7 protein-coding genes are annotated in these 6,928 nt (G+C 37.8%); 2 read left to right on the forward strand and 5 right to left on the reverse strand.

From position 1 onward, the window contains the following. Positions 1-547: 547 nt before the first annotated feature. Both NST39_RS19835 and NST39_RS19840 read left to right on the forward strand, forming a co-directional pair. Complete coding sequence (locus NST39_RS19835; RefSeq protein WP_341030018.1) at positions 548-1,651, forward strand: response regulator aspartate phosphatase; 1,104 nt, start codon at positions 548-550, stop codon at positions 1,649-1,651. Then, positions 1,648-1,806, forward strand: coding sequence for a hypothetical protein (locus NST39_RS19840; RefSeq protein WP_186303791.1), 159 nt, complete (start codon positions 1,648-1,650; stop codon positions 1,804-1,806). The genes NST39_RS19835 and NST39_RS19840 overlap by 4 nt, the downstream gene beginning before the upstream one ends. A 1,830-nt stretch (positions 1,807-3,636) precedes the next feature. Here NST39_RS19840 and NST39_RS19845 read toward each other — a convergent pair. The 5 genes from NST39_RS19845 to NST39_RS19865 all read right to left on the reverse strand — a co-directional run bounded on the left by NST39_RS19845 (position 3,637) and on the right by NST39_RS19865 (position 6,623). Beyond that, complete coding sequence (locus NST39_RS19845; RefSeq protein ID WP_260983486.1) at positions 3,637-3,762, reverse strand: hypothetical protein; 126 nt, start codon at positions 3,760-3,762, stop codon at positions 3,637-3,639. Positions 3,763-3,826: 64 nt separating this feature from the next. Continuing rightward, positions 3,827-3,955, reverse strand: a complete 129-nt coding sequence (locus NST39_RS19850) for a hypothetical protein (protein ID WP_341030021.1) — start codon at positions 3,953-3,955, stop codon at positions 3,827-3,829. A gap of 101 nt (positions 3,956-4,056) precedes the next feature. After that, complete coding sequence (locus NST39_RS19855; protein ID WP_341030023.1) at positions 4,057-4,383, reverse strand: hypothetical protein; 327 nt, start codon at positions 4,381-4,383, stop codon at positions 4,057-4,059. A 15-nt stretch (positions 4,384-4,398) separates the two neighbouring features. After that, positions 4,399-4,944 (reverse strand): hypothetical protein, encoded by a 546-nt coding sequence (locus NST39_RS19860; RefSeq protein ID WP_341030025.1) that lies wholly within the window; start codon positions 4,942-4,944, stop codon positions 4,399-4,401. Between the two features lie 653 nt (positions 4,945-5,597). Beyond that, positions 5,598-6,623 carry a protein rep gene (locus tag NST39_RS19865; RefSeq protein ID WP_341030027.1) on the reverse strand — a complete coding sequence of 342 codons (1,026 nt, stop codon included), beginning with the start codon at positions 6,621-6,623 and terminating at the stop codon, positions 5,598-5,600. Positions 6,624-6,928: the final 305 nt, after the last annotated feature.

Here is a 6,928-nt window from a genome sequence, read left to right on the forward strand (position 1 = left end):
GATTTTTTTGACCCTTTCTCACTAACATTCATACCTTAAAGAGAATCACACCCATCATAAAAAGGGCGACTAGAGCATTCAGCTAGTCGTCATTTTTATTTGACCTGACTAAACCTGACTTTCAACATACAGCTGCCATCACCCGCCCACAAAAATGGTGGGATTGAAAAAGAGACGAACAGAAGAGTATAGAACAAGTAAGGTCATTTCATGGCGATTCGGTCCGATCTTCTTGGCCGTTGCTATTTATGGGTTCATGCCGAAGTAACGCAGCTGTAACCAGTGGAAATATCACGTTTAATCAAAAACCTAATAGTTTACGTGTTATTTCCAAGTGACTGTACCCGATATTCTCAATGACAACATGCAAAAAACAGGTCATATTCTCCCTAGCTGTACATCCAAAAGTCATTGCTGTCAGCATCCAAAGCCACACGCACCCACGTAAAAAGAATCGGTTTCGTTGGGGAATTTCTCACTTTCTAAATATTTACTAAATCTGTAAGATTAAGAGAAACATTTACGACAGGCAAAGGTGGGTATGATGATGGCTAAAACAATTGCATATGAAGAAGTCGCTAACATGATGAATGAATGGTATGGGGTAATTAAAAAAAGAAAAGTAGACGAAGCGATCCAGTTGAAAGAACAGATTAAAAGAATGCTTCCGCATATGGAACAAAACCAAGACCTGCTCCTGTATTTCAATCTTTTGGACTTTAGAAACAATCTTTTGATAGATGACGCGCAGCGATTAAAAATTAAAAGCCGCACAACCGTCAAACAAGAGGATATTCAAAAAACGGACGACATGATTCAATATTATTTTTACTTTTTCAACGGACAATTTGAGTTCCACAACAAGAATTACATAGATGCAATCAACTTTTACAAAATTGCTGAAGACAAGTTGAAGAAAATCCCCGATGAAATTGAACATGCTGAATTCCACTACAAAATTGCTGAAGCATATTATCGAATCTTTCAAAATTTCTTTTCCATGAGCCATGCAGAAAAAGCACTAAATTCATTCAAATCCAACGAGCAATATACATACAGACAAATGAATAGTGAATTACTCTTAGCACTAAATAAAGTTGACTTATTGCGCTATAAAGAAGCCGATCAACATTATGAAAATATTATTAAGAAAGCACAAGAAACAGGAGATTTCTACACCAAAAGTTTAGCTCACCACAATATCGGAATTAGTTATGAAAAGCGTGGTTATCTGCCACAAGCTGAAAGCCATTTGCTTAAAGCAATAGACATACCAGAACATAGAGAATCGAGAAACACGATCCGCACATATTACATGCTTAGCAAAGTCTGTTTTAAAAGTGGAAAAACTGATAAAGCTCTCGTCTGGTACAAAAAAGCATGGAATCTAGTCGAGGAAAATAACGAAGATGAATACAGAGCAAAACTGATGATCATAGATGCTCTTTACAACAATAGTCACATAAACAATATTCACCATGCAATGAAGTACCTAGAGAAAAAAAGACTATGGATAGATATAGCCGAATTGTCACGAGAAGCAGGCAATCACTTGAAAAATAAAGGTAATATCACGCAAGCCGTTAAATATTATGAACATGCACTTGTTGCAAAAGACGAATTAATCAAAATGACGGAGGCGTTAGAATGAAATGGATAATCAGCTTATCAATGCTGGCTCTATTGATCACTGGTGTAACTATTTATCCAAATACTCAAAACGATCAACAAATCACTGAAAAAGGTGTCGTGCCAACATCACAACCAGAACAAAAAGTCGCTGAAAGAGGTGTCGTAGGTGCATGAGTTGTTATGAAAGAGGAATAGGACCAATATAAAATCATTTAAACGCCCTATGAGGCGTTTTTTCTTCGCTTGCATCTTTTTATTCCTGAACAAAAATAAAAGCGCTCAGAAACGAATCTGAACGCTCTCAGAGGCATTTTAGAATTACAGCCTCGGTATTTTTATGTATTTAATCATGCATCTTATCATCTAATTAAAAACCGTTTCAAAACAAAAACGGCTCAATCCCTTGATATGATTGGTTTCCAACAGTTTTCTCATCCATTACTACCCCCCTGTTAGCTGGGGGGGGTTCTCGTTTGGCTCTCGGTGATTCGCTTTTCGTTGCCACTCAACGACTGTCGTCGTCTTCCGCTCACACCTTCGCCAAACAAAACAGCCGCACAAATATTTCTTTAATCTTACCATTTTTGACTCTTTCATGCCAACGGTACAATGCCCTGGCATTCTGCTTTGAACGGAGAGAAAACCCACAGCACCTATTTAGGTGCATAAGTGGGCACTGGTTCCCTAGTGACTCTTTTCGGGCTCTGCCCAAACCCGCCAACGGTCAGCCCGTTGGATCGCAAATATTCAAACCCCCTACCCCCGATCTTCGGGGGCTGCCCCTTCGGCGGGCGCAAACAAACGGGGTTTGTTTGAATCAATAGGCTTTGGGTGCAGATGAATTAGTCAACTCCTTAATGCTCACTTTCGTTCCGCTTACCGTTGACTAATAATTTATGCTTCTTCTTCTCTTCTTTAATTCTTTAATTCTTTAATTCTTTAATTCTTTAATTCTTGTTATAGTTCCGCTATCGTTCCGCATTCGTTTCGCTAAAGGTTCTTTATCCGTTCCTCAAAAAAATCTTTACTCTCTTAATCCCTTAATATACCTAGCTTCAACGAAGCTCCTTATTGTTTCGCTATCCGTTCCGCAAAAACCATGTTACTTTTCTCTATCCTCTTCTTTAAATTCTTTAATTCTTTTCATTCTTGTTTGTGTCTGCGATCGGTCTGCTCGTGGTCTATGTGCAGTTCTCCAATAAACACACATCCTATGTATGGCATGAGTTCAAAGTGGTCTGTTTTTTTAGATTCACAATCTCTTTTTAGAGAAGTCTCTCTCTCTTTTTCTTTTATACATTCTTTTCATTCTTAACATTCTTGTTTGTGATCATTTGATGTTCACTTGATGATCATTTGATGTTCATTTTGGTGATCATTTTTTGCGTTTTTTGAAAAACAAACTCAAACTTAATTCATCACCGCTGCCCTTCATTTTTCGATTCTTTTTGTCTCATCATTGGTAACGCACGTACCCTTTTTCTGCATATTTTTCCGAAACAACTCAAACATAATCCATAACAAAATGAACCCTTGATACAACTGCTTTTGATACCAAAACGCTCCCTTTCATAGGGTACAGTGCGCTCCTTTTGATGCACACTTTTACAAAACAAACACGAAACTTAATTCGCCATTATTGAACCCTTGTTGCGACTGATTTTTTTTGCAAAACGTTACCTTTCTTTGTGTGCAGTGCGCTCCTTTTCAAACACAAAACGTTACCAAACTTTCGTGAAAAAACCCCCGTTGGCTTTTCTAAAACACGCACATTTTTTGGTGCGTATAACTGGGCACTCTGACAAGTGATTGGCAACTGGTCAGTCATTTTTCATCACTGATCCGTCAGTGACCGGCTCGTTTTTTAGTAGTGATCGGGAAGTGATTACCTCAAAAATCACCACTGCTGTAGGAGTGATTTCCACCACTTCTCGGGGTCATTTTTTTGCTAGGCTTTGCCTAGTTCCACACCACAAGTGGGGACAAAAATCCCTTATGCTCTTCTCACTTTTCCTTTTTATGGTGTGGCAGATTTGCCGTTTCTGACACATCACCGCCTTTTTCTCCTAAAAAAAGGTGTGGCAGAATTTCATTTTTAGACACATTCTTTTCAAAAATCGCAACCGCCACGAAACAAATCATCCTATGATTTCAAGCATGAAATGGTTGCAGTTTTCCCTTATGCTCTTTTCCACTAGCTGTCGTTTGTCTCAAGACTAGTGACAAGATTCATCTCACTTTCTTTTGCAATTTTCGTTTTGCTCAAAATGATGTCGCACAGCTCACACTTTTTGTCGCCAATCTCAGTCCATTTATGGCGCACTTATACACACCCCTGTGTACGTGCTAAAACCTCCGATTTCCGTCAAGCGTGTAAAGAAAAAGCCGACTCAATTGTCGGCTTCTTCGGGATCTTCAGCATGTTCATTTTTTCAATATGTTGTTAACGACTTTAGTGTGTAAATCATCAGCTTTATAAGACAATAAAACATCCTCTGCAACCTCTTTAGTTAAGTGAGGAAGACCTCTTATTTCAGCCAACTTTTTTCTAAAATCTTCTTTGCTTACTTTAGAATTTTCCATAGTGATCTGCATGAAATAATCATCCAACTCTAAAACCTGCTTTTGAGTAAAACTATACTTCAACAGGACCAAATCTCTCGATCTAAATTCAGGTGCTAAATGTTCCTGCAAAGCCATAATTGCGTTTTTCATAAGCGATAATTGACAATCTAACTCTTCTCTATTCAAAATTTCTCCTCCTAATCAAAAGAACCACTGTGCCACTTTGACGATCCAGTAAGCAATATGTCTAGCTGAACTATTTTTAATGCCAGTACCGTATAACGCAGAAGCAATGTTGTCTTTGATTAAATCCCATGTAAGTTGTTCATATTTCAAAAATTCTTTAAGGACTGGCTCCACATACTTATTGAATCGAATTTTAAGTGACTTCGCCGCTCTCTTTCCTGCAAATTGTTCCACAAGATTAAACAACCTGTTTTTGTTTTTCAATAGTTTTTTAAGACTAGTTTTAATCGCAGCTGTAACCCCAACTTGGGTTTTCATCGTTTGTTCAAGACCTACTAATCCCGCATAACGAACCGTATTTTGCCAAAGGGCAGGATCATCAAAAGCCGCTTCAAGTGCTTCAATATCATCTTGCATTTCATCATCAAAAATCGTCTGAACCTTAGTAACGAAAACTGGTGTTTCTTGAACATTTGTTTCAGCACGAACTTCTGGCGCAATTGTAGCAATCAATAAACTTGCCACAATAAGAGATAGAATACCTTTAACCATAGACTTCATTTTCAAATTAATTCCTCCCTATCAATATTTTACTATCGTAAGGAATTCTACATAAGTCTACAGAGGACAACAATCGAATTTTCCAAAATGAGATAAAACTCCTCAAATGCCGAAAACACCCTGTCATGAATAGCTTTTGTTACAAAAATCAGCCTCCTAAAATCAAAAGTCCCACACAGGTTTCGAGGTCATCAATCCTATTCTTTGCTCCTTTAATCCATAGTAAAATTTAATATAAAGGAGGATTGAATATGACTGAAATAATCATAAATTTACCGGTACTAGTAACAGCTATATTTTTAATTGTCTTTGTTCTTTTACATAAAAAAATAGAGAAAAAACTCGATTTAACAATTCTGATCTTAGTCGCATCAATCATATTCTTAGTGAACCTCAAAATGGTTTGGATAACAGTATTCCTACTTGCTTTTGTGTACTTCGGAATCAAATATACGTATAAAGCTAAAAAAGGCTAAAGTAACAGCAATAAAAATAGTCTATCAACAAATCTCTTATTTTGTTGATAAGGTTCAGCCTTAGAGCCGTAAGGGTTTGTGACAGTTTTATAGGCATTATTAAGACCCCATATTATAGGGGATGGGGTCGTACTCACATTCCATAAAAAAAGCAGGCTCCAGTAAGAGCCTGCTTTTCTATGTGATTATGTAATTCTTGATGCCAACATGCCAACGTGCCATAACCTCAAACGTTTCATTGGCTACCTCATCATCATCTTCTTCAATCCGAACAAGATCGCCGTCCTCGGCATCCGTCAAATTCAGTTCCTTATGAATGTCTTTCAAGATACCGCCATAACCGATCAACCGCCTGGCATTTAAAGCATCATCCAAATAATAGACCGTATCAAGATTTTCCTCGGTCACTTCATTTCCACGTATGATATCCGTATCCTTCACAGGATACTTCGAGATTTCAAGAATAGCCTTTTGTTCTTCCATCTCTTTACGCACTTCTTGTTCAATCGCTTCCGCATCAATTCCCTTTTTTCCTTTGACCCGCTGCACATGCACAATTGGTGTGTAATCCAATTTCATTGCACGCTTCCAAAGGCTTGTCCATTCCGCTTGTTTAATATACGATTGCCCTCTAAAATAGCTTTTCTTTACAGGAATCAACACATGAAAATGAGGGTGATATGTATTCTCTTCATGATTTTTCGTAATCTCTAAAGCTCTGAAAAAACCAAGTGTTCCAGTCTTCACTTTTTTATATTGAAACAGCTTTCTAAAGCCTTGCATCATATCAGTAATCGTTTGTTTTAAATCATCACCATCAACGTTTTTCACTGTCAACGTGAGGAATATCCATGAAGGCTTATACTGCCTGTTCGCTTCTTCCACGATCAATTTATTATGACTCGCAATTTTTAACGACCTGCGCCATGCACACATCGAGCATAACCTCACTTTACAGAAATAAGCATTTGATAATCGTAGCCTGCCCGTTTCAATATCTCTTCTAAACACAAGACACTCTGCACAATTACATACTTTTTCAGCTTTTTTTCCGTAATAAGGTGCACCGGTACGCTTTTCAAGTCCTTCATAATGAGCCGCCACAAGTGACGATCTCACCTTTTTCCCCTTCCAATCCCGCTTTTTACCTGTTGCGGTTTTATCGTCAAGGATGCTATAATTCGATTCAGATGAATATGTCAAAGTCAAAAAACTCCTTCTGTAGCTAGTTCTCTAGCACTCTATTATTTTTTCTCGACAATTAAATAATAGCAGAGGGAGTTTTGACTTGTCAAAATGCCTTTAAAGCCTTGACACCACTGAATTTATCGCACTTTTTCAAAATGACAGTGTTTCTATATGTATCAAGATAAGAAAAGACACGATTATGACTCCGTCAAAATCGCCCAAAAAGCTGGCGAAACCGCCATCTTTTTAAAAGATCAAAACCCAAAAACCTAAAAGACCAAAGACTAAACCAAATTTCCCCGCAGGGGGAGATTTTTTTT

This window comes from Bacillus sp. FSL W8-0645, assembly GCF_038007905.1.
Taxonomy (GTDB): domain Bacteria; phylum Bacillota; class Bacilli; order Bacillales; family Bacillaceae; genus Bacillus; species Bacillus pumilus.

Excerpts from the sequence above, each read along its gene's own strand:
- NST39_RS19835 (WP_341030018.1), top strand. The coding sequence starts at position 548 with ATGGCTAAAACAATTGCATATGAAGAAGTCGCTAACATGATGAATGAA.
- NST39_RS19840 (WP_186303791.1), top strand. The coding sequence starts at position 1,648 with ATGAAATGGATAATCAGCTTATCAATGCTGGCTCTATTGATCACTGGT.
- NST39_RS19860 (WP_341030025.1), bottom strand. The coding sequence starts at position 4,944 with ATGAAGTCTATGGTTAAAGGTATTCTATCTCTTATTGTGGCAAGTTTA.